Origin of the sequence: Amycolatopsis sp. 3B14 (assembly GCF_050958625.1) — a bacterium.
In the GTDB taxonomy this organism is placed as follows: Bacteria; Actinomycetota; Actinomycetes; order Mycobacteriales; family Pseudonocardiaceae; genus Amycolatopsis_E; species Amycolatopsis_E thermoflava.
Genome location: NZ_JBHZEN010000036.1, coordinates 33338 through 53026 on the forward strand (window position 1 = coordinate 33338; position 19689 = coordinate 53026).

The 19689-nt window shown below is 70.5% G+C and carries 23 protein-coding genes; 18 read left to right on the forward strand and 5 right to left on the reverse strand.

What is annotated here, in order from left to right:
* Nucleotides 1-30 precede the first annotated feature (30 nt).
* From ACCP09_RS20780 to ACCP09_RS20865, 18 genes are all read left to right on the forward strand, one after another.
* Complete coding sequence (locus tag ACCP09_RS20780) at nucleotides 31-837, forward strand: SDR family oxidoreductase (RefSeq protein WP_433749113.1); 807 nt, start codon at nucleotides 31-33, stop codon at nucleotides 835-837.
* Nucleotides 834-1610: an SDR family NAD(P)-dependent oxidoreductase gene (locus ACCP09_RS20785; RefSeq protein WP_433749115.1), complete on the forward strand. Its 777-nt coding sequence runs from the start codon at nucleotides 834-836 to the stop codon at nucleotides 1608-1610. The genes ACCP09_RS20780 and ACCP09_RS20785 overlap by 4 nt, the downstream gene beginning before the upstream one ends.
* A gap of 35 nt (nucleotides 1611-1645) precedes the next feature.
* On the forward strand, nucleotides 1646-2473 hold the full coding sequence (locus tag ACCP09_RS20790; protein ID WP_433749118.1) for an SDR family oxidoreductase: 828 nt from the start codon (nucleotides 1646-1648) through the stop codon (nucleotides 2471-2473).
* Nucleotides 2474-2539: 66 nt separating this feature from the next.
* The gene (locus tag ACCP09_RS20795) at nucleotides 2540-4465 is read left to right on the forward strand and encodes an FAD-dependent oxidoreductase (RefSeq protein ID WP_433749121.1); all 1926 of its coding nucleotides are present in this window, start codon (nucleotides 2540-2542) and stop codon (nucleotides 4463-4465) included.
* Between the two features lie 74 nt (nucleotides 4466-4539).
* Nucleotides 4540-5049, forward strand: a complete 510-nt coding sequence (locus tag ACCP09_RS20800; RefSeq protein WP_433749123.1) for an aromatic-ring-hydroxylating dioxygenase subunit beta — start codon at nucleotides 4540-4542, stop codon at nucleotides 5047-5049.
* Between the two features lie 28 nt (nucleotides 5050-5077).
* On the forward strand, nucleotides 5078-6460 hold the full coding sequence (locus ACCP09_RS20805) for an aromatic ring-hydroxylating oxygenase subunit alpha (protein WP_433749126.1): 1383 nt from the start codon (nucleotides 5078-5080) through the stop codon (nucleotides 6458-6460).
* Nucleotides 6457-7074, forward strand: coding sequence for an isochorismatase family protein (locus tag ACCP09_RS20810; RefSeq protein ID WP_433749129.1), 618 nt, complete (start codon nucleotides 6457-6459; stop codon nucleotides 7072-7074). The genes ACCP09_RS20805 and ACCP09_RS20810 overlap by 4 nt, the downstream gene beginning before the upstream one ends.
* Nucleotides 7074-8282, forward strand: coding sequence for an NADH-ubiquinone oxidoreductase-F iron-sulfur binding region domain-containing protein (locus ACCP09_RS20815; protein WP_433749132.1), 1209 nt, complete (start codon nucleotides 7074-7076; stop codon nucleotides 8280-8282). The genes ACCP09_RS20810 and ACCP09_RS20815 overlap by 1 nt, the downstream gene beginning before the upstream one ends.
* The gene (locus ACCP09_RS20820; protein ID WP_433749135.1) at nucleotides 8282-8476 is read left to right on the forward strand and encodes a ferredoxin; all 195 of its coding nucleotides are present in this window, start codon (nucleotides 8282-8284) and stop codon (nucleotides 8474-8476) included. Before ACCP09_RS20815 ends, ACCP09_RS20820 begins: the two co-directional genes overlap by 1 nt.
* Nucleotides 8477-8478: 2 nt before the next feature.
* The gene (locus ACCP09_RS20825; protein ID WP_433749138.1) at nucleotides 8479-9270 is read left to right on the forward strand and encodes an SDR family oxidoreductase; all 792 of its coding nucleotides are present in this window, start codon (nucleotides 8479-8481) and stop codon (nucleotides 9268-9270) included.
* Nucleotides 9271-9297: 27 nt separating this feature from the next.
* Nucleotides 9298-10308 (forward strand): 2,5-dihydroxypyridine 5,6-dioxygenase, encoded by a 1011-nt coding sequence (locus ACCP09_RS20830; RefSeq protein ID WP_433749141.1) that lies wholly within the window; start codon nucleotides 9298-9300, stop codon nucleotides 10306-10308.
* Entirely contained in the window at nucleotides 10305-11408 is a 1104-nt protein-coding gene (locus ACCP09_RS20835) for a hypothetical protein (protein WP_433749143.1), read from the forward strand. Before ACCP09_RS20830 ends, ACCP09_RS20835 begins: the two co-directional genes overlap by 4 nt.
* A complete protein-coding gene (locus ACCP09_RS20840) occupies nucleotides 11401-12261 on the forward strand; it encodes a nitrilase-related carbon-nitrogen hydrolase (RefSeq protein WP_433749146.1) in 861 nt (286 codons plus the stop codon). Before ACCP09_RS20835 ends, ACCP09_RS20840 begins: the two co-directional genes overlap by 8 nt.
* Nucleotides 12258-12539: a hypothetical protein gene (locus tag ACCP09_RS20845; protein ID WP_433749149.1), complete on the forward strand. Its 282-nt coding sequence runs from the start codon at nucleotides 12258-12260 to the stop codon at nucleotides 12537-12539. The genes ACCP09_RS20840 and ACCP09_RS20845 overlap by 4 nt, the downstream gene beginning before the upstream one ends.
* Nucleotides 12536-13363, forward strand: coding sequence for a GntR family transcriptional regulator (locus ACCP09_RS20850; protein ID WP_433749152.1), 828 nt, complete (start codon nucleotides 12536-12538; stop codon nucleotides 13361-13363). Before ACCP09_RS20845 ends, ACCP09_RS20850 begins: the two co-directional genes overlap by 4 nt.
* Nucleotides 13364-13373: 10 nt before the next feature.
* A complete protein-coding gene (locus tag ACCP09_RS20855; RefSeq protein WP_433749155.1) occupies nucleotides 13374-14144 on the forward strand; it encodes a maleate cis-trans isomerase family protein in 771 nt (256 codons plus the stop codon).
* 114 nt (nucleotides 14145-14258) lie between these two features.
* A complete protein-coding gene (locus ACCP09_RS20860) occupies nucleotides 14259-14480 on the forward strand; it encodes a hypothetical protein (RefSeq protein ID WP_433749158.1) in 222 nt (73 codons plus the stop codon).
* A 5-nt stretch (nucleotides 14481-14485) separates the two neighbouring features.
* A complete protein-coding gene (locus ACCP09_RS20865) occupies nucleotides 14486-14692 on the forward strand; it encodes a hypothetical protein (RefSeq protein WP_433749161.1) in 207 nt (68 codons plus the stop codon).
* A 96-nt stretch (nucleotides 14693-14788) separates the two neighbouring features.
* Here ACCP09_RS20865 and ACCP09_RS20870 read toward each other — a convergent pair whose 3' ends face one another.
* The 5 genes from ACCP09_RS20870 to ACCP09_RS20890 are packed head-to-tail and all read right to left on the reverse strand — an operon-like array spanning nucleotide 14789 to nucleotide 19561.
* Entirely contained in the window at nucleotides 14789-15349 is a 561-nt protein-coding gene (locus ACCP09_RS20870) for an SRPBCC family protein (RefSeq protein WP_433749164.1), read from the reverse strand.
* Between the two features lie 12 nt (nucleotides 15350-15361).
* Nucleotides 15362-17692 (reverse strand): xanthine dehydrogenase family protein molybdopterin-binding subunit, encoded by a 2331-nt coding sequence (locus ACCP09_RS20875; RefSeq protein ID WP_433749167.1) that lies wholly within the window; start codon nucleotides 17690-17692, stop codon nucleotides 15362-15364.
* Nucleotides 17689-18171: a (2Fe-2S)-binding protein gene (locus tag ACCP09_RS20880; protein ID WP_433749170.1), complete on the reverse strand. Its 483-nt coding sequence runs from the start codon at nucleotides 18169-18171 to the stop codon at nucleotides 17689-17691. The genes ACCP09_RS20875 and ACCP09_RS20880 overlap by 4 nt, the downstream gene beginning before the upstream one ends.
* Complete coding sequence (locus tag ACCP09_RS20885; protein ID WP_433749173.1) at nucleotides 18168-19184, reverse strand: FAD binding domain-containing protein; 1017 nt, start codon at nucleotides 19182-19184, stop codon at nucleotides 18168-18170. Before ACCP09_RS20885 ends, ACCP09_RS20880 begins: the two co-directional genes overlap by 4 nt.
* Nucleotides 19181-19561, reverse strand: a complete 381-nt coding sequence (locus ACCP09_RS20890) for a hypothetical protein (RefSeq protein ID WP_433749176.1) — start codon at nucleotides 19559-19561, stop codon at nucleotides 19181-19183. Before ACCP09_RS20890 ends, ACCP09_RS20885 begins: the two co-directional genes overlap by 4 nt.
* Nucleotides 19562-19689 lie beyond the last annotated feature (128 nt).

The following is a 19689-nucleotide window of genomic DNA, read 5'->3' on the forward strand; positions in this document are numbered from 1 at the left end:
CTCGCGACCTGGCCGAAGGAAAGGTTGATCATGGGAGTACTGGAGGACAAGGTCGTCGTCTTCACCGGGGCCGGGGCGGGCATCGGCCGCGCGACGGTGGCGAGATTCGTCCGCGAGGGCGCGCGGGTCGTCGCGGTCGACATCTCGGCGAGCGTGGCGGACAGCACGGCTGATTTCGGTGACCGGGTGGCGCCCGTGGTGGCGGATGTCAGCACCTGGGAAGGGAACACGAAGGCCGCCGGTGCCGCGCTGCAGCGCTGGGGGCGCATCGACTGCTTCGTGGGCAACGCGGGTATCACCGATGGGGCCGCCCCGTTGGAATCCGTACCGGGTGATGACCTGCCGCGAGCGTTCGGTGAGCTCTTCGGCGTCAACGTGCTGGCTCCCTTGCTGGGGGTCCGGGCATGTCTGGACGCCTTGACGGAGTCCAAGGGGTCGGTGATCCTGACCGGTTCGTACGCGAGCACCCACGCCGCCGGCGGCGGCGCGCTGTACACGCCGTCCAAACACGCAGTGCTCGGGATCATCCGGCAACTCGCCTACGAACTCGCGCCGGACATCCGGGTCAACGGCGTGGCGCCCGGCGTTGCGCCGACCCGCTTGAAGGGCACCGCCGCGCTGGGACAAGGCGCAACCGACTCGGTCCTGGACGGGACGCGGTTTGCGCTGCCGCTCCAAGAGATTCCCGACGTCGACGCCTATGCGGGAGTGTTCGTTCTGCTCGCGTCGGACGAGTCGCGGGTGATGACCGGCAGCCTCGTGCAGGCCGACAGCGGCCTGGCCGTCCGCGGTATCGCCCGGCCCGGCGGACGCGTGACCGTCGAAGGCGCGCAGTGACCGCCCCCGACGCGGCTTCCGCGCATTCGCTGACCGGGCTCACCGCGGTCGTCACCGGGGGACGACAGGGGATCGGCGCGGCAATCGCCCGGGCGTTGCTCCGCCATGGCGCACGCGTGTTCGTCTGCGGACGCTCCCGCGAAGGCGTAGCGGCCACAGTGGACGCCTTCCGTCACGAGGGACTGACCTCGGCGCACGGCTTCGCCGGCGACCTCGGCGAGGCCGAAGTGCGGCAAGAGCTGCTCCGGGAGTGCGGGCGCGCGGACATCCTGGTCAACAACGCGGGCGGATTCCTCGAACCGACCCGGGCGCTCGACACCACCCTCGCCGAGTGGGAAGACCAGATCCGGCTCAACCTGACTCTGCCGTTTCTCGTGTGCCGTGACCTCCTGCCGCCCATGGTCGACAACGGCTGGGGCCGGATCCTGAACATCGGGACGGTCGCCGCCACGGCACCGCAGCTGGGCAACTCGGCCGCCTACGTCGCGGCGAAATCGGGTCTGGTCGGATTCACCAGGCAGCTCGCCTCGGAGGTCGCGCACCTCGGGGTGACCGCGAACGTGATCAATCCCGGCACGATCCTGACCGAGCACCTGGTGGACTACCTCGATTCCTCGGGTCAGCGCGAGGAGGTTCTCGCCGCGCGGATTCCGGTCGGCCGCCTCGGCCGCGCGGCTGAGATCGGCGACCTCGTGCCGGCGCTGGTTTCGCGCAGCGCGGGCTTTTTGACCGGTGCCGTGATCGACGTCAACGGAGCTGCGGTCTCGTCCTGACACGGGCCGTTCGAGGAGGAGATACGGACATGGGAATGCTGGACGGCAAGGTCGCTCTGGTCACCGGGGGCGCCAACGGCATCGGCCGGGCCATCGTCGAGTCCTATCTGGACGAGGGAGCGCGCGTCGCCGTCCTCGACCGGGATGCCGACGGGCTCGCGCAGCTGGAGGACGGACTCGGCAGCGACGAGCTGCTGACCGTGACCGGATCGGTCGAACTGCTCGCCGACAACCAGCGCGCGGTAGCGGCGACGACTGAGCGCTTCGGCGGGCTGGACGCATTCGTCGGCAACGCCGGTGTCGGCGCGGGGAATCTGCTGCTGTCCGAGATTCCGTTGGACCGGCTGGAATCTGCAGTGGACGAAATGTTCGACATCAACGTCAAGGGCTACCTGCTGGGCGCACGCGCCGCGCTGGGGCCGTTGTTGCGATCAGACGATCCGGCGATGGTGTTCAGCTGCTCGATCGCGAGCTACCGGGCAGTCGACGACGGCGTTCTCTACGTGTCGAGCAAGCACGCGGACACGGGGATCGTCCGTGGCCTGGCTTGGGAACTGGCACCGCGCATCCGGGTCAACGGTGTCGCGATCGGCGTGGCCCGCACGCGCATGGAGGGGCTCCGCAGCCTCGGCCAGCAACCCGTCGACGCGGTGCTGCCCGGTGCGGAGCAGGTGATCCCGCTCGGATTCGTCCCCGAGCCGTGGGACTACGGCGCGGGATTCGTCTACCTGGCCTCCGACCGGGCTCGCGTCGTGACCGGAGAGTGTCTGTGGGCCGACAGCGGTTTCGGGATCCGCGGCATCGGTGCGGCCTCGGGTGGTCACCGCCTGGACGTCGACCGGCTCACCGGGGAGGGCAGGTGAGTGCGGCCTCGCCGTTGTCCTTCCGGCCCGAATGAGTGTTCCGCCCCGCCCGAACGAGGAGATGCCATGGAGTTCCCCCACCTGTTCGCCCCTGCCCGGATCGGCACGCTCACGCTGCGCAACCGGGTGGTGAAATCGCCGCAGACCACCGCGACGGCCAACCCGGACGGAACGGTGACCGAGCGAACCGTGAACCACTACCGCGCACTGGGCGAAGGCGGTGCCGGGCTGGTCATGGTCGAGTACACCTACGTGGACGAGGACGCCAGCAAATCCATCCACGGGCAGACCGGCGTCAGCCGCCGCGATCACGTCGCCGGGCTGGGCTGGCTCGCCGACGAGGTGCGGTCCACCGGCGCGCGGATCGGCCTCCAGCTGGTGCATTGCGGACGGCAGAAGTTTCTCGGCACCACTCCGTTGAAGTCGGCGTCGACCTCGTCGTGGGACTACGTCGAGCGGCAGTACGGCAACCGGCCGCAGGCCATGACCGTCGAAGAGATCCACGGTGTGGTGCAGGCGTTCGGCGACGCCGCGGAGCGCGCCTGGCGGGCGCGGTTCGATCTCGTGGAAGTGCATGCCGGACACGGGTACCTGCTGACGAATTTCCTGTCCCCGCACACGAATGACCGCGAGGACGAGTACGGCGGCTCCGCGGAGAACCGGCGGCGGATCGTGCTCGAGGTCGCCGAGGAAGTACGGCGCCGGGTTCCGCGCGAGTTCCCGTTGAGCTTCCGGGTGTCGGTGAGCGATTACGAGCCGGACGGCATCACCGGCGAGGAGACCGTCGCGCTCTGCGCGGAGCTGGAGAAGCGCGGGGTCGACGTGATCCATGCTTCGGGCGGTCACCACGCGCGGATGGAGTGGGAGGTCAGCAGCTGGGACATGCCGCGCCAGCCGCACCGCTGGGGATGGGAGGCGATCCGGGCGGCGGTCGGCATTCCGGTGATCGCTTCGGGCTCGCTGGTCTCGCCCGAAGCGGCCGAGGAGATTCTCGCCAGCGACAGCGCCGATTTCGTGTCGCTGGGCCGGGCGATGCTCGCCGACCCGGCGTGGGCGGAGAAGGCGCGGACCGGCCGGGTCCTCGAAATCGTGCCGTGCATCCGGTGCAACGACGGGTGCCTTTACCGCGGTCTCGACGCCGGCCGCAGCACCGGCTGCACGGTGAACCCGAACATGGGCGAGGAGGGCCGCTATCCGGTCGTCGCGGCCGCGACCTCGCGCAGGCTTGCCGTGGTCGGCGGCGGTCCGGCCGGGTTGAAAGCGGCGGCGGTGCTGCACGATCGCGGCCACGAAGTCACCCTCCACGAGGGCGACCGGCTCGGCGGCCTGCTCAACCACGCCGAGGGGTCGCGGGTGAAGCAGGACCTCGCGGCGCTGCGGCGGCACCTGGTGCACGAGGTCGAACGCCGCGGGGTCAAGGTCGTCCACGAGACCGCGACGGCGGAATCGCTGGCGAAGCGAGGATACGACGGCGTGGTGCTGGCGACCGGCGCGGCGGACCGGCGGTTCGGCGGCGACATCGCGGGCGGGGCGAACGTGGTGCGGGCGCAGGACGCGCGGGCCGCCGACGCGGCGGGCCGGCGGATCGTGGTCGTCGGCGGCGGCTTCCAGGGAGTCGAAACCGCTCTGCGCCTGTCCGAGGCCGAGGGTGCCGACATCACCGTGGTCGAACGCGGCGACCGGCTGCTGGCCGGCGATGAGGTCGTCTACGACGTCCTTCACCTGCCGTCGCGCCTGGCGGAGGAGCGGGTGTCCGTGCTGCTGAACACGGAGGCGACCGAGATCCGGAACGGCAGCGTCGTGCTGGCCGGCGGCGCCGAGATCCGGGCGGACCTCGTCGTGCTGGCGCTCGGGCGGGAGCGGCGCGACACCGGTTTGGCGGAGGCGGTGGCCGCTGCGGGAATCGACGTGTCCGTGGTCGGTTCCGCGGAGCGGCCCGGGCGCGTCCTCGACGCCCTGCACAGCTCGTTCTTCGTCGCGCGGCGGCTCTGACTCCTCAGCCCGTGAGGGTTGGCATCCAAAAGTGTATCCACTAGAGTGGACCGCAACCGGCGAAGGGAATCCGCATGAGTGGCCCCACCCTTGATCTCCACGCGGAGACGCGCGACTGGATGTACGCCGAAGCCGAGCTCCTCGACGACGGCTTCGAGCGCAAGTGGCTCGAGACGATGGTCAGCAAGGACATCGTGTACCAAGTTCCGTTGCGGCAGACGGTCGAACGCGCTCGCGGGGCGGGCTGGGTCGACGGGACCTACCACCTCGACGAGCGCTACGGGTCGCTGGAAACCCGGGTCGCGCGCAACGAGACGCAGTACGCCTGGGCCGAGGACCCGCCGTCGCGGATCCGGCACTTCGTCACCAATCTGCGGGTCCGCGAGGACGCGGACGGGCTGGTCCGGGCGCGGACGAACCTGCTGGTCTACCGCACCAGGCAGGACGCAGTCGTTCCGCAGATGCTGGCCGGCGAGCGCTGGGACACACTGCGCCGCGAGGACGGCGTCCTGCGCCTGCTCGAGCGGCGGGTGCTGCTCGACCTCACCGCCATCGGCACGCACAACCTGTCCATCTTCTTCTGATCCGGCCCCCCACGGAAGGCATGCCGCGATGACCCAGACGACCCCTCCCTCCACGGCGGACCGCATCCTGGCCGAACTCGCCGAAGGGCTTCCGGCGGGCGAGATCCCGGCGACGCTGTACGGCGATGCCGAGCTCTACCGGCGCGAGAAGCGCAACATCTTCGCCCGCTGCTGGGTGTATCTCGCGCACGAGTCCGAGATCGTCGCGAAGGGGGACTACGTCCTGCGCAAGATCGGCGAGGACTACTTCGTCGTCGTGCGCGACGAGGACGGCGGCGTCAACGTGCTGTTCGACGCGTGCCGGCACCGGGGCGTGCAGATCTGCCGCGCGGATTCGGGCAACACGTCGCACTTCCGCTGCCCGTACCACGGCTGGACCTACGACACCAAAGGCAATCTCGTCGGCGCGCCGTTGTGGAAGAACGCGTTCGGCGGAATGGACAAGTCCAAGAACGGCCTCGTCGGCGCCGCGAAGGTCGAGAGCTACCACGGCCTCGTGTTCGCGACGCTCGACCCCTCGGCGCCGCCGCTCAAGGAGTACCTCGGCGGCATGGCCTGGTACCTCGACCTGATCTTCGGCCTCAACGAGCACGGCGTCGAGGTGCTCGGGGCGCCGCAGCGGTTCGTCATCGACGCGAACTGGAAGTCCGGCGCGGACAACTTCTCCGGCGACGACTACCACCTGGGCACCCTGCACAAGTCCGTCTGGGAGATCGGGGCGTTCCCGGTTCCGTTCGCCGCCAACATGATGGGCTACCACATCCAGGCCTCGCCCGGGCATTCGCTGTCGTTCTCCATGGCGCCCGACGAGCACGAGCCCGGCCCGCGGTTCTTCGGCTTCCCCGAACGGCTCGCGAATTCCTTCACCAGCGACCGGATCAGCGACCACCAGCTCGACGTCGCCCGCCGTTCGCGGGTGTTCGTCGGCAACGTCTTCCCGAACTTCTCCATCCTCGCGTTGCCGATGACCGAGGACGGATCGCACTACCCGCCGACCGCGGTGCTCACCGTCCGGGTGTGGCAGCCGATCAGCGAGTCGAAGTTCGAAATCTGGAACTGGTTCCTGGGCTACAAGAACATGACCGCCGAGGAGAAGGACCGGTCCTACCGCGCCGGGCTCGGCACGTTCTCGATGGGCGGTGCGTTCGAGATGGACGACACCGAACCGTGGATCACCGTCGCGCGCACCGGTCGCTCGACCGCCGCGGAGGTGCTCGGCATGAAGCTGAACTACCAGATGGGTATGCCGGGCGTCGGCATAGCGCACCCGGTGAGCGAATGGCCGGGGCCGGGCACCGTGTACTGGACGCGGTACGAGGAAGGCGTGCAGCGCAACATGTTCCGCTTCTACCACGACATGATGACCGCCGAGCCGGGCTCGTGGCCCGCGCTGAAGTTCGAGGACGAATGACCGTGCACGCCTACGACGCGGCGCTGTTCGGCGGCACGGTCGGGATCGGTGCTCGCCCGGCCGTCGTGGTCGTCGACCTCGTCGCCGGGTTCACCGACCCCGCCTACCCGCCCGGCGCGGACCTCGCCGGGGTCGTCACCGCGACGCGCTCGTTGCTCGACCGGGCGCGCGCGAGGCGGCTGCCGGTCGTCTTCACGACGGTCGCGTTCGCGCCGGACGGCGTCGAAGGACGCGTGTGGCGGCAGAAGATGCCCGCGCTCGACTGCCTGGCAGAGGGCTCGGCAGCGGTCGAGGTCGACGAACGGCTTGCGCGGCGGCCGGACGAGCCGCTGGTCGTCAAGCGCACCGCATCGGCGTTCGGCGGCACCGGATTGCCCGCACTGCTGGTGTCACTCGGCGCGGACAGCCTGATCGTCGCCGGCGCGACGACATCCGGCTGCGTCCGGGCGACAGTGGTCGACGCCTGCATGGCCGGCTACCGCACGGTCGTTCCCCGCGAGTGCGTCGGCGACCGGCACGCCGGCGCGCACGAAGCGAACCTGTTCGACCTGCAAGCGAAATACGCCGATGTCGTCGCGCTCGCGGACCTCTTCGAGCGGCTGGAGGCGGCCTGATGCGGACGGCAACCTATCCGGGTATCGAGCCCCGGCTGGTCATCGGTGCTTCAGCGACGCGCCGGCTGAGCGCGGCCGAGGAGCGCGAGCGAGGTGCCTACACCACGGTGGAACCCGCGAAGGTGCTGGCGGAGCTGGAGCGTTCCGGCCTGCGCGGCCGTGGTGGCGCGGGGTTTCCGGCCGCGGTGAAATGGCGGACGGTCGCCGCGGCCGATCGGTGCGTCGTCGTGGCCAACGGAGAAGAGGGCGAACCGGCGTCGTTCAAGGATCGCTGGCTGCTCACTCACCGGCCGCACGCGGTGCTGGACGGGTTGCTGGTCGCGGCGGACGTGCTCGGCGCGCACCGGGCGATCGTCTACCTGTCGCACCCCGAAACCGTCGAAGCCGTCCGCGGCGCACTGGCGGAGTTGCCGTCCGGGGTCGCCGCCCGGGTAGAGGTCTTCGTGGTCGATCACCGGTATGTGGCCGGGGAGGAGAGCGCGGTCGTCCGGGCGATCAACGGCGGGCCGCCGTTGCCGACGGCCAAACCGCCGCGGGTCTTCGAATCGGGCGTCGAGGGACTGTCCACCTTGGTCAGCAACGTCGAGACGCTCGTCCACGCCGCGTGGATCGCCCGCCACGGCGCTGACGCGTTCCGCAGGTACGGCACCGAATCATCGCCCGGCACCGCACTGATCACCTTGACCGGCGCGGACGGAAACCACGGTGTGTACGAAGTCCCGTTCGGGCCGACGCTGCGCGAACTGTTCCGCGCATGCGCGGAAACCGATCCGGCGGACGCTCCCGGGCTGCTGATGGGCGGATGGTTCGCCGGTATCGCACGCCCCGAGGACGTGCTCGACGTGCCGTGGTGTTTCGACGCGCTGGCCGGAGCGAAGACCGCGGTCGGATGCGGCTCGGTGACCGTGCTGGGCTCGGACGAGCGGGTCGGCACGGTGGCGGCACGGCTGGCCCGCTGGTACGCGCAGGAGTCCGCGCAGCAGTGCGGTGTGTGCCGCAAGGGCACCGACGCGATCGCCGCGGCGCTCGCGCGGATCGACAACGGCACGGCCGACGGCAGCGACCTCGGCAACCTGGTGCGGTGGGGGACCAGCCTGCGGGGGAAGGGGGCGTGCGCATTCCTGGACGGTGCCGCCAACCTCGCCCGGACCAGTCTCCCGCTGCTCGAAATCCCGGTTTCCCCATCTATTTCCGGAAGGGCCACCTGATGAAAGCGTTCCTCGATTCGACCAAGTGCTCGGGCTACGGCGCGTGTGCCGAAGCCTGCCCGTCCGTGTTCGAGATCGACGAGTTCGGCTTCGGCGCGGTCATCGGCGACGGCCTGGTGCCCGCCGGGGACGAGGACCAGGCCCGCGCGGCGGTGACGGCCTGCCCCGAAGGCGCGATCCGGGTCGAGGGCTGAGCATGGACCTCGGACTGGCCGGCAAGACCGCCCTCGTCACCGCCGCGAGCAAAGGCATCGGCTACGCGGTCGCCGAGCGGCTCGTCGCCGAAGGCGCCCGCGTCGCGATCAGCTCGCGCCCGGGCCCTGCGCTCAAGGACGCGGCCGAACGGCTCCGGGCGCAGGCACCGGATCGCGTCTGGGAACTGCCCGCGGACCTCACCGAGGACGGCGCGGGCACCGCACTGGTCGCGCAAGCGAGCGAAACGCTCGGGGCGCTGGACATCCTCGTCAGCAACACGCCGGGACCGCGGATCAGCCCGGTGCTCGACCTGTCCGACGAGGACTGGGAAACCGGGTACCGGACGCTGCTGCGCCCGGCCGTGCAGCTGTCCCGCGCCGCGGCGCGGCAGATGGCCGAGCGCGGTGAGGGCAGCATCGTCTTCCTGACCTCGACCTGGGTCCGCCAGCCCGCCGCGGGCGGAGGCCTGAGCGCGGCGTTCCGGTCGGCGATCTCGTCGCTGAGCAAGCAGTACGCGGTCGAACTGGCCAGTGCCGGCGTGCGGGTCAACCAGGTTCTCCCCGGCGCGACGGCCACCGACCGGATGCGCGACATCGCGGTCGCGAAGGCCGCCCGCAACGGGACCACCGTGGAGGAGGAAATCGCCGCGGTCGTCTCCGCGATCCCCGTCGGGCGCTGGGCCGAGCCGTCGGAAGTCGCCGACGCCGTGGCGTTCCTCGCCTCGCCCCGCTCGGCGTTCACCACGGGACACGCGTTGTCGCTGGACGGCGGCGCGGTGCGCGCAACGATCTGAAAACCTCGAGTAGACAAGGGAAAACACATGCCGAAGACCCTTCGCCAGCTGTTCGTCGACCAGTTCCGGCGGTGCCGGCTGACCGCCGACGAGACCGTCGCGGTGATCAGCGAGCACGGCAAGAAGCAGGAGTACGTCGATGCCGCGGTCGGCGCGGCGCAGGACCTCGGCGCGGGCGCTCTCGTGCTGACCGCGTCGAGCCTGTCCGAGCCGACCCTGCCGCCGTACCAGGGCGACGGCCGGGAGGTCCCGGCGCTGCTGGCCGCGGCGGGGGAGGCGGATTTCGTCGTCGACGTGACCGTCGGCGGCCTGATCCATTCGACTGTGAGGACCCGGATCACCGGCAACGGCAAGCGGATGCTGTTCGTCGCCGAACCGGCCGCGGTCCTCGAACGGCTGATGGGCGACGAGGAGCTGCGTGCGCAGGTGGAAGCGGGCGGGCGCAAGCTGAAGGCGGGCGAGCAGCTGCGCGTGACCAGCAAGGCGGGCACGGACCTGGTCGCGGACATCAGCGGGGACGACCTGCCGGTGACCCACCAGTGGGGTTACGTGGACGAGCCCGGCCGGTGGGACCACTGGCCGAGCGGGTTCGTCGCGTGCTTCCCGCGCGACCGCAGCGCGCAGGGCACCATCGTGCTGCAGCCCGGCGACGCGTTGATCCCGTGGCAGCGGTATGTGCGCGACGAGGTCGCCTTCACGATCGAGAACGGCTTCATCACCGGCATCGACGGCGGGCTCGACGCCCAGGTGCTGCGCGACTACTTCGAGGCCTGGCAGGACCCGGAGGTCTACGCGGTGTCCCACATGGGATGGGGCCTGCACCCGATCGCGAACTGGTCGGCGTTCGAGGTCTACGAACCGCGTTCGCTCTACGGCCAGGAACTGCGGTCCACGCCGGGCAACTTCATGTGGTCAACCGGCCCGAACCGGTTCGCCGGCCGGGAAACCCCGGCGCACCTGGACATCCCGATGCGCGGGTGCACGGTCGAGATCGACGGCGAAGCGATGACCGTCGACGGCGTTCTGGCGGAATCGTGAGCGCCGTGGACCGGGCCGGGCTGGAAGCCGCGATTCTGCGGCTGGCCCGTGACCGGACCCTGCTGGAGGCGTTCCAGGCGGACCCCGAAGGCGTCGCGGACTCAGTCGGCCTCGACGCGGGCTGGGCCCGCAGCATCGCCGAGGGCGACCGGGACCGGCTGCGCTCGGCGGGCGTCAACGACGGGATCACGATCCTGGTCAGCCGCTGGTTCAAGGCCGACCTGGGCGACTCGGCCAGCTCGGGCGCGTTCACCCTGAGCGACGCGCCCCTGCCCGCCCCGGACGTGCCCGCCGGGCTGGTGTTCGCGGGCGGCTGCTCGCACGTGCCCGACCTGCTGGCGCGGCCGGAGATCGACCCGGCCGACGGCGTCGACCGGCTGTCGGACAGCTACGCCCGGCTCGGGAAGGCGCTCGCGGCGGCCGAACCGGACCTCCTGCTGACCACCGCGGACTGCCACTTCCAGAGCTTCGAAACCGGTGCGTTCGTCGTCGGGACCGCCGCGAAGCACACCGGGTCGATGGAGTTCTTCGGCCGGCCCGACCTGGACATCACGCTGACCGGCGAGCCGGAGTTCGCCCAGCGGATCGTCTCCGCGGTGCGCGGGGCGGGACTGGAGGTCGAACCCGCGCCCGAGGTGCAGCTCGACCACGGCCTGATCGTCCCCCTGCGCCAGGTGCTTCCCCGGCCGGACCTGCCGGTCGTGCCGATCATCACGCAACCGGCGCGGACGTTCTCCCCGTGGGGCGCGCGGGCCTTCGGCCGGGTCCTGCGCGACGTCGTGGCCGGCAGCGGCAAACGCATCGCGTTCCTCGCCACCGGCGGTCTCTCGCACTGGCTGGACCCCGGCCACTTCGGGCACGTGGACGTCGAGTTCGACACCCACATCCTCCGCGCGCTGCAGGAGGGGCGCGGTCTCGAGCTGGCCGACCTCGAACCGTTCGCGCTGCTCAGCCACGGCCAGTACGAGTTCCTGAACTGGCTGATCATGCTCGCGCTCGCCGGGCCGGGGATTCGCGGCGATGTGTTCGCCTACGAGCCGATGGAAGCCTCCGGCGGAGGATGGACGGTGGTCAACATGCTGCTCCCGGACCATGACTAGCCTCCGGATCGGCCTCACGCAGTGGCACGCGACGCGCGACGTCGAGCACAATCTCGGCGTCGCGTGCCGCCTCGTGGACGAGTGCGCGGCGGACGGGGCAGATCTGGTGCTGCTGCCCGAGAACGGCCTGATGCTGGGGACCAACACCGAAATGCGGGCCGCGGCGATGCGGCTCGATGGACCGGAGTTGGCCCGGCTCGGGGCGGCCGCGGCGGCCGCGCGGGTCCCGGTGGTGCTCGGCGGCGCGAAGCTGATCGGCGACGACGGGATCGTGCGGAACACCGCGGTCGTGTTCGGCCCGGACGGGACCGTCGTCGGCGGATACGACAAGATCCACCTCTTCGACGCGAACGTCGGCGGCCAGTCCTTCGAGGCGTCCGGCGTCGAGCGAGCGGGCGATCAGCCCGTCCTGCTGCGCGTCGGCGGCGTCACGGTCGGCCTCACGATCTGCTACGACGTGCGGTTTCCCGAGCTGTTCCGCGCACTCGCCGCGGCCGGTGCGGAGGTGCTGCTCGTGCCCGCGGCGTTCACCGCGGTCACCGGAGCGGCGCACTGGGAGACGTTGCTGCGGGCCAGGGCGATAGAGAACGCGGCTTACGTGGTCGCGTCGGCGACCGTCGCGGGCTCGCCGGACGACGCGTTCCCCACCTACGGGCACGCGCTGGCAGTCGGCCCCTGGGGCGAGGTGCTCGCGGATTTGGGGACCGCACCGCTGGCCTGCCGCGTGATCGGGCTCGACCTCGCTACGGTGGTCCGGACGAGAGCGAAGCTCCCGGTGCTGCGCGGGGTCCGTCCCGGAGCCTACGCGCGGCAGCCGGTGACGATCTCCGCGAACCAAGGAGGGGAGTCATGACCGACGAGCAGGCCGCCCGCCCGCCGGAGGACGAGACGGTGCAGCCGGTCGGCGAGCCGATCGGCATCGCCAACGAGTTCACCGGGGTGCGGATCCAGAAGGTCCGCACGCGCAACGGGGAGCGGCTCGAGGTGACGACGCCGAGGCACGGCCACCGGGTCCTGCTCGACGCGATGCAGCTGGAGATCATCTCCACACTCACTCCGGAGACGTTCACCGAGCTGATCGCCCGGCGGCTGGGTTCGCATGCCGACGAAGAGCAGGGGGACGCGGGATGACCGAGGCGAAGGTCCGGGCGGGCACGACCGTCGACGACATCTACCAGGTGCTGCGTGAACGCATCATCGAAGGCACCTACGGGCCGAAGACCCGGATGTCCCAACGGGACCTGGCCGAGGAGCTGGACGTCAGCCGGACCCCGTTGCGCGAGGCGCTGCGCAGGCTGGAAGCGGACGGGCTGCTCGTGTCCGAGGCCAACCGGGGCATGCAGGTGGCGCCGATCGCGAATGCGGACACCGAGCAGCACTACGCGATGCGGCTGCTGGTCGAGCCTCCGGTGATCGCCGCGCTCGTGGGCGAGTTCACCGAGGCCGATCTGGACGCGATGCGCGAGGTCCTCGACCGGATGTCCGCGGTGGTCGACCGCACCCGGGAGTTCCAGGAAGCGCACCGGCATTTCCACGACGTCGCCCTGGTGCGGTACCCGCCGACGATCGCCGAGCTGACCCGCTCCCTGCACGTGATGATCTACCGGCATCAGCGGGCCTACTTCTCCCGTCCGCGCGCGCCCGAGGAGATCCTGCGCACCGACGAGGCGTTCCTGGCCGCGATCGCCGCCAGGGACGCGGGGCTGGTGCGCCAGCTCCTCGAATTCCACCTGCTCGACGCCGCGCTGGGCCTGGTCCTCGACTTCGACCCGGACCACCGGTTCGACGCGATCCTGCTCGCGCTGCGCGGCCTGGGCATCACCCTGGACCACGACGAGAAGGGCCGCGTCACGCGGCCCGCCCGCGTCGGCTGGGCCCGCTCGGACGCCGCGCGGATGCCCGCCATCACCACCACCAACCTCGTGTACGAGCCGAGGTCGGAGACCCAACCGTGAAAGAGGCCCCGTGACCTTCCCCCTGTCCGGTCCCGCCGCGCACCGCGTCGGCCTGATCGTGCCGAGTTCCAACACGACCATGGAGACCGAGATCCCGGCGATGCTGCACGCCCGCGAAGCGATCCGGCCCGACCGGTTCACCTTCCACTCCAGCCGGATGCGCATGCAGCACGTGACCCCGGCCGAGCTGAAGTCGATGGACGACGATTCGCTGCGTTGCGCGGTCGAACTCGGCGACGCGGACGTCGACGTGATGGCCTACGCCTGCCTGGTCGCGATCATGGCGCAAGGCCCGGGCTACCACCGCGAGTCCGAGGCCCGGCTCGCCGGGTGCGCGCGGGCACAGACCGTGTCGGATGTCCCGGTGCTGTCCTCGGCTGGTGCTCTGATCAGCGCGCTGCGGCATCTCGGGGCGCGCCGGATCTCGGTGATCACGCCGTACGTCGAGTCGCTGACCAAGCTGGTCTGTGACTACATCGAGGCCGAGGACATCACTGTGCACGATTCGATCTCGCTGGGCGTGCCGGACAACCTCGAGGTCGGCCGGCTCGATCCCGCACAACTGCTCGACCTGGCGGCCAAAGTGGACACTCGCGGGGTGGACGCGCTGGTGCTCAGCGCCTGTGTCCAGATGCCTTCGCTGTCCGCGATCCAGCCGGTGCAGGACCGCTTCGACATCCCGGTGCTGTCGGCGTCGACGGCCACGGTGTGGCAGACGCTGAAGACCCTCGGACTCGAACCGGTGGTCCCGGACGCCGGCCTGCTGCTCGCGGGTGCGTGACGTCAATGGGCTTGCTGGATGGGACGGGGTGGCACCGATCGTCGGTGACGTCCGCGACCCGACGGTGAGTCAGTCCGCCGTGGACGCCGCGGTCTCGGCGCGGGGAAGCTCGACGTGTTCGCGGGCAATGCCGGGGTCTACGGCGGGGCCGAGCCTGTGGAAGAGATGGAGTTGGCGACGCCGCCCGCCGCGTTCGGCGAAATGATGGGCGTCAACGTGCTGGCCCCGCTGCTCGGCGTGCGAGCGGCGTTGCCACATCTCATTGCTTCGTGGGGTTGCGTGATTCTCACGGGTTCTTTCGCGACTTGTCACGCCTCTGGCGGGGTTGCGTTGTAGCGGCGTTGGGACAGGAACCGGCGGACTGTGTGCTGGACGGCACGGCGGCGGCGCTGCCGACGCAGGAGGTGCCCGCGCTGAGCGACTTCAACGGGGTCTTCACCCTGCTCGCCTCGGACCAGCCGCGCGCCATGACCGGGACGATGGTGCCGGTGGACAGCGGTCTGGGGGTGCGCGGGCTGGCGCGTCCGGGCGGCCGGGTCGGCCGCTGACCATGATCGAGAAAGGGCCCGGCGGAACATCCGCCGGGCCCTTTCCCGATCTGTCTCAGCGGCGTCGGCGCAGTACCGTGATCAGCAGCAGCGCGATCACGAGGACGCCCACGGCGGTCGTGTTTCGCTTGAGAGCCGGGCTGGTGAGGGCGAGAAGATCGAGCGCGTCGTCCTTCTCCGGCCGCGGTTCCGGCTGTGTGACCGGAGGCGGGACCGGGGCGGCCATCCGGGCGGAGAGGTTCCGCGCGAACTCGTCGATGATCTTGCGCTGAGGTCTTCGATCGCCCCGCGCCCGAACTGGGCCGGTTTCCCGGTGATCGTCAGGTCGGTGCGGACCGTTGCGACGGTCGCACCGCCGTCGGCTTCGAGCGCGCAGGTCACGGTGGCCGCGACGGTCCCGCCGCCGCGGCGTTCCTTGCCCGCCGCTTCGATGACGACCCGGCGCGCGTCCGGATCCCGTTCGACGAACCGGCCCTGTCCGGCGTAGGCGAGTTGGATCGCGCCGATCTTCACCTTGACGGCTGCGGCGAACGTCTCCCCGTCGTAGGAGGTCAGCTTCGCGCCGGGGAGGCAGCCGGTGACCTGGTCGACGTCGAGCAGCGCGGTCCAGGCCTGCTCGATCGGGGCCGGCACGCGGAAGGTGTGCTGGAGTTCCATGGTTTCCTTCGGTCAGCGGGTGAGCTTCGCGTCGTCCAGCCAGGACCAGACGCGCGACGGGTGTAGGGGAGTGGTGGTGATCTGCTCGGCGATCTCCGGCACGGCGGCGGCGACCGCGTTGCCGATCGCGGCCGGCGGAGGGATGGTGCCGCTCTCGCCGAGGCCCTTGAACCCGCCGGGGATCAGGTCGCTCGGCGTTTCGACGTGCTCCAGCACCACGTCTGGGACATCCTCGGACAGTGGGACGAGGTAGTCGAGGTAGGTCGTGGCGGTCGGCTGGCCGTTGGGGTCGTAGGTGACCTGCTCGTGCAGGGCGCTGCCCAGCCCCATGGTGAACCCACCGAGCATCTGGCCCTCGGCGATGGTCGGGTTCACGATCACGCCGGAGTCATGGACGATCCAGTAATCCTCCACTTTGATCTGGCCGGTGTCGAGGTCGACCGCGACCTGCGCGCCGTGTGTCGCGTACCCGAAGGTGATGCTCGCCGGGTCGAGTTCGACGGTCTCCTCGAGCCGGATGGTAGGCGATTCGCCGCGGCCCCAGCCCAGCCAGCCGCGGTGGGCGACTTCACGCCAGGGCATCGACGCGCCGCCTTCAGCATGGAACGTGCCGCCGTCGAGGCGAACCTGGTCGGGGGCGACGTCGAGGTAGGCGGCAGCGAGCGAGCGCATGCGGTGCGCGAGTTTGTCCGCGGCGTTCCAGAGTGCGCCGCCCGCGAGCGCGAGCGCCCGGCTCGCCTGGGAGCCGATGTTCGAGTAGGGCGTCACTGCCGTGTCGCCGAGCCGGACGCGAATCCAGTCGCAGGGCACGCCCAGCCGTTCGGCGGCGACCTGGGTCAGCGCGGTTTCGATGCCCTGGCCGACGCTCGTGACGCCGGAGAAGACCGTGACGGTGCCGTCCTCGTTGACCCGGATCGTCGAGGTTTCGTAGCCGCTCCAATGGATGTGGAACATTTCCAGCAGCGCGCTCGGCGCGAACGCGGTGATCTCGACCATCGACGCCAGCCCGACGCCGTGGCGGATCTGGCCGGTCGAGGGCTTCCGCTTCTGCTCGGCGATCGCCGCCGCTCGAGCGAGGACGTCTGGGTAGTCGCCGTTGTCGAACGGCACCCCGGTGTGGGTGAGATGAGGGAGCGCATCGGACCGGAGCATGTTCTTGTGCCGCAGCGCGATCGGATCGATGCCGAGCACTCGGGCGGCTTCGTCCACGAGCCGCTCACGGATCCAGGTGCCTTCCTGCATGCCGTAGCCTCGGAAGGCGGCGGTGGGTGTGGCGTTGGTGTACCAGCCGGTGACGGTCGCTCCGGCTTTGTCGTAGCGGTACGGGCCTTCCAGCATCAGCGCCGCCACCTGGAACGGGCCGGTGCCACCGGTGCCGGAACTGCAGAACGCCCCGGCGTCGCCGTGGAGGTCGGCGTGAAGTGCGAGGAACCGGCCTTCGGCGTCGAGGGCGAGACGGGACCGGGAGAACGTGCCGCGGCCCTGGTACGCGGCGACCAGTGCCTCGGTCCGGTCTTCGATCCACTTGACCTTGCGCCCCAGCAGTTTCGCCGCGAGACACACGATCGCCTCGTCCGGCGCGAGCGACGCTTTCTGCCCGAACGAGCCGCCGACGTCCGGTGCGACGACCCGCACCTGGTCCTGGCGCAGCCGCAGGGCCTGCGCGAGTTCCTGCCGGACGAGGTGCGGCACCTGCGTGCTGCTCACGACCAGAAGTTCGCCGGTGGCCCTGGTGTACTCGGCGACCAGCCCGCGCGGTTCCATCGGGCTGTGGCTGATCCGCGGCACGACGAGGTCGCGCTCGATCACGTGCTCGGCGTTCGCGAAGACCTCCTCGAGTTCTTCGACCGCGGTGCCGAAATGGAAGCTGCCGATCTGGTTGCTGCCGGTCTCCGGGTAGAGCAGCGTCGCGTCCGCGGCCCGGGCGCCGGCGATCCCGACGACGGCTGCCTTCTCGGCGAAGTCCATGTCAACCAGTTCGGCGGCGTCCTCGGCTGCGGCCCGGCTGGTCGCGAGTACGACGCCGAGCGGCTGGCCGACGAACCGGACCGTGGTGTCGACGACCTGCCAGGCCGGAATCCGCTGTCCGTAAAGAAGCCAGCTCAGCGGGACGTCGTCCACCAGCGGTGCGATCTCGTCCGGCCCGAGCACTAAGGCGACCCCGTCCACGGCACGTGCTTCGGTGGCGTCGAAGCGGGTCAGTTCGCCCATCGCGATCGGACTGCGGACGAGCGCTGCATGCAGAACGCCGGTCTCGTCGAGGTCGTCGACGTAGCGCCCGTCGCCTGCCAGGAGGCGGTCGTCCTGGACCCGCGCCATGCGGGCACCGATGTGGCTGGTCATGCGCTCGTCGCTCCTTCGCTCCAGCATCGGCGGATCGCCGAGCGGATCCCGACGTATCCGGTGCAGCGGCAGACATGTCCGCCGAGCACCTCGGTTTCGGTTTCTTCGACGGCTTGCCCGTGCCGTTCGGCGGCGGTCACGCTCATCAGGATTCCCGGGGTACAGAACCCGCATTGCAGGCCGTGTTCGTCTTTCATCGCCTGCTGGAACGGCGACAGCTTGCCGTCCTGAGCCAGCGATTCGACCGTCTCGACCTGCCGTCCGTCGGCCTGGACGGCGAACATCAGGCACGACCGAATCGGCTCGCCGTCGACCAGCACCGTGCAGGCCCCGCAAACGCCCTGCTCGCAGCCGACATGCGTGCCGGTGAGATTGAGGTCGTGCCGCAGGAAGTCGCTCAGCAGTGTGCGCGCCGGCACGTCGGCGGTGGTCTCGGCACCGTTGACCATCGCGGTCACGGTGTGGGTTTCCTCGCTCATGCGGCCACCTCCTGGTGTTGCCTGGCCTGTCGCCGGACAAGGGTGCGGATCAGGCCCCGGCGGAACGCCGCGGAACCGTGGTTGTCCGACGGCGGGTCGATCTCGGCCGACGCGGCCGCCGCCGCCTGCTCGATCGCCGGGCCGGACAAGGGGTTCCCGGTCAGCGCCGCCTCGCAGCCGGGTAGCCGGACCGGACGGTCGGCGACGCCCGCCGCCGACGCGCGCGCCGCCGTGACGACGTCGTTTTCCATCCGCGTGGCCAGGAACAGCCCGGCGAACGGGAAGTCCCCGTGCCGCCGCGCGATCTCTGCGTAGCTGATCCGGTGGCCCGGCAGCCGGGGAAAGTCGACGGAAACCAGCAACTCGTCGGGCTCCTTGCTGGTCATGAATACCGACTGGAAAAAGTCCTCGGCTGCCACGACTCGCGCGCCGCGGGAGCGCGAGACCAGGTGCAGCCGCGCGCCGAGCCCCACCGCGATCGTCGGGAATTCAGCGGCCGGATCGGCGTGGCACAGCGTGCCGCCGACAGTGGTGCGATTGCGGATTTGCGGGTGCGCGACGTAACCGGCGGCGGTCCCCAGCACCGGCAGCGCCTCCGCCAGCCGCGCGTCGCGCTCGACCGCGGCGAGCCGGACGGTGGCTCCCAGCGTTACGACGTCGTCGGTGATCGAGATCCGGTTCAGCCCGTCGACCCCGTTGACGTCCAGCAGGAACGCGGGCCGGGCGAACCGCATGTTCAGCAGCGGCACGAGACTCTGCCCGCCGGCCAGAACCGCCATGTCCTCGCCGTGCTCGGCTAGCAGGTCCAGCGCGTCGTCGACAGTCCGCGGAGAACGATACGACAGCGGCGGCGGTTTCATGATCCCTCCCAGGGAGATCGATGCGGCATGGACCGCGCCAGCCCGTGCCGGACGGCGCGTCCGAGCCGCTCCCGGGGTGACGCGGTCCACGTGGGACTCATAAGTGTATCCAGTTGTGGATGCACGCAACCTAAGCATCGTGCGGCCGGTCACGTCAAGAGGGGGCCGAGTGGTCGCCGAAGCAGGGCAGGCACCGTTTCGCCTTTCTCGCGGAGGAAAATGAGGCATTGGTCGGGGTCGAGGTGTTGGGGGCTGAGGGCGAGTGCGCCGGCGCGGCGGCACGCGGTTTCGGTGTGCAGGCGCAGGAGCAGGCTGTCGAGTGCCGGGTCGTTGCCGGTGGTGGCGGCGACGGCGCGGCGGGTGGAGAACAGGCGGCGGGGTTTGGCGACCTTGCTGGCCGGGTTCTCGGCTGGATCGATGAGTCGGTCGTCTTCGGCGTGGCGGTAGAGGCAGCGCAGTGCGGCGATGAGGTGTTCGCCGGCGCTGCGTCCGCCGCGAGCATTGCGCCGCGGGACTACGTTGATCTTCACGTGCTCGACCAGCTGCTTGATCTCCGATGGGGTGGCTCGTGCCCGGCGCCGCGATCGCCGGAAGTGGCAGCGTTCGACGGGTGGCGGCGTGACCACCGCGCCGCGGAGGAGCCTCCGGGAAGGTGACC

Coding starts and splice junctions, on each gene's coding strand:
- ACCP09_RS20820 (WP_433749135.1), top strand. CDS start 8,282: ATGAAAGCGTTCCTCGATTCGACCAAGTGCTCGGGCTACGGCGCGTGT.
- ACCP09_RS20800 (WP_433749123.1), top strand. CDS start 4,540: ATGAGTGGCCCCACCCTTGATCTCCACGCGGAGACGCGCGACTGGATG.
- ACCP09_RS20830 (WP_433749141.1), top strand. CDS start 9,298: ATGCCGAAGACCCTTCGCCAGCTGTTCGTCGACCAGTTCCGGCGGTGC.
- ACCP09_RS20825 (WP_433749138.1), top strand. CDS start 8,479: ATGGACCTCGGACTGGCCGGCAAGACCGCCCTCGTCACCGCCGCGAGC.
- ACCP09_RS20815 (WP_433749132.1), top strand. CDS start 7,074: ATGCGGACGGCAACCTATCCGGGTATCGAGCCCCGGCTGGTCATCGGT.
- ACCP09_RS20845 (WP_433749149.1), top strand. CDS start 12,258: ATGACCGACGAGCAGGCCGCCCGCCCGCCGGAGGACGAGACGGTGCAG.
- ACCP09_RS20850 (WP_433749152.1), top strand. CDS start 12,536: ATGACCGAGGCGAAGGTCCGGGCGGGCACGACCGTCGACGACATCTAC.
- ACCP09_RS20810 (WP_433749129.1), top strand. CDS start 6,457: ATGACCGTGCACGCCTACGACGCGGCGCTGTTCGGCGGCACGGTCGGG.
- ACCP09_RS20805 (WP_433749126.1), top strand. CDS start 5,078: ATGACCCAGACGACCCCTCCCTCCACGGCGGACCGCATCCTGGCCGAA.
- ACCP09_RS20880 (WP_433749170.1), bottom strand. CDS start 18,171: ATGAGCGAGGAAACCCACACCGTGACCGCGATGGTCAACGGTGCCGAG.
- ACCP09_RS20780 (WP_433749113.1), top strand. CDS start 31: ATGGGAGTACTGGAGGACAAGGTCGTCGTCTTCACCGGGGCCGGGGCG.
- ACCP09_RS20840 (WP_433749146.1), top strand. CDS start 11,401: ATGACTAGCCTCCGGATCGGCCTCACGCAGTGGCACGCGACGCGCGAC.
- ACCP09_RS20875 (WP_433749167.1), bottom strand. CDS start 17,692: ATGACCAGCCACATCGGTGCCCGCATGGCGCGGGTCCAGGACGACCGC.
- ACCP09_RS20870 (WP_433749164.1), bottom strand. CDS start 15,349: ATGGAACTCCAGCACACCTTCCGCGTGCCGGCCCCGATCGAGCAGGCC.
- ACCP09_RS20790 (WP_433749118.1), top strand. CDS start 1,646: ATGCTGGACGGCAAGGTCGCTCTGGTCACCGGGGGCGCCAACGGCATC.
- ACCP09_RS20795 (WP_433749121.1), top strand. CDS start 2,540: ATGGAGTTCCCCCACCTGTTCGCCCCTGCCCGGATCGGCACGCTCACG.